At 72.9% G+C, this 1,188-nt stretch carries 2 protein-coding genes; both read right to left on the bottom strand.

The features are described 5' to 3' along the window. The coding region (locus DPV74_RS41435) for an FAD/NAD(P)-binding protein (protein ID WP_119339291.1) at positions 1–573 on the bottom strand (573 nt) is incomplete at its 3' end. Further along, positions 570–1,188 (bottom strand): LysR substrate-binding domain-containing protein (locus DPV74_RS41430; RefSeq protein WP_240440120.1); only part of this gene is annotated, 619 nt, incomplete at its 5' end. The genes DPV74_RS41430 and DPV74_RS41435, both read right to left, overlap by 4 nt.

Genomic DNA, 1,188 nt, shown 5'->3' with positions numbered 1-1,188 from the left:
GAGCCCGTCGCGGCCGGTCGCGAGCACCACATGCCGCGCGAGCAGCGTCTGCGCTTCGCAGTTGCCGCGCACGTCGAGCGCGAGCAGGCCGTCGTCGCGCGGGCGCAGCGCGACGAGCGTGGTGTCGTTGCGCACCGGCAGGTCGAGCACGTGCCGGTACCAGCGCAGGTAGTCCATCCATTGCGTGCGCGGAATCTTGTAGAGCGCGTCCCATGCGTCACGGCCGTATTGCGCTTCGAACCAGGCGCGGAACGTCAGCGCGGGCAGGCCGAGCGCGGGGCCCGCGAGCTGCTTCGGCGAGCGCAGCGTGTCCATCCGCGCGAACGTGACCCATGGTCCTTCGTAACCCGCCGGCGCGCGGTCGATCACGCACTGGTTGTCGATGCCGAGCAGGCGCAGTTCGGCGGCAGCCGCGAGCCCGGCCATGCCGCCGCCGACGATCGCGACGTCGAGCACGCGTGTGCCGTCGGCCTCGCGCGGCGGCACCCACGACGGCGCGGGCAGGTCGAGCCAGCGCAGGTCTTGAGCGAGCCGGGTTTCGAGTGCGTCGAGTGCATCGGCGGGCATCGTCATGCGGCCTCCGGGCGCGTGCGGCGCGATCGTGTCGTGCGTGGCGGGCTGGAAGGGCTTGCAGGATTTGAGGGACTTGAAGGGCGTGACGGGCGCCCGGCACGCAGCCGGTCGCCGCGCAGCAGTGCATCGTGCGCGGCGGCCTCGTGAAAGATCACGTCGTCGAGCAGTGTGCGCGTCGTCCGGTGCAGCGCGTCGAGCAGCGCATCGACGGCCGCCGTGCGCGCCTTGCCGGCCGGCGTCGCGACGCCGAACGCGAACGGGATGTCGACGTCGAGCGGGCGGGCGACGACGCCGTCCACCGGCAGTGCGACACCGGTGGCCGGATCGACGATGCCGATCCCGATGCCGGCACGCGCGGCCATCACCGCATTCAGCGACGCATTGGTTTCGATGAAGACGCGTGCGTCGACCCGCGCGGCCGCGAATGCCGCATCGATCCGCTGGCGCAGCCGGTGCCGGTTCGCGACCGTCACGATGCGGCGGCGCGCGAGATCGCGCAGCGCGATGCGCGGCTGCGCCGCGAGCGGGTCGCCCGCGGGCAGCACGGCGACGCAGGGCGTCTGCGCGATCCAGTGCACGTCGAGCCCCGCATGCGCCATCGGCAGCGTGACGACG

Origin of the sequence: Burkholderia sp. HAN2018 (assembly GCF_024704855.1) — a bacterium.
Lineage (GTDB): Bacteria > Pseudomonadota > Gammaproteobacteria > Burkholderiales > Burkholderiaceae > Burkholderia > Burkholderia cepacia.
The sequence above is the reverse complement of the archived record's forward strand: the minus strand, read 5'-3'. Positions and strand labels throughout refer to the sequence as shown.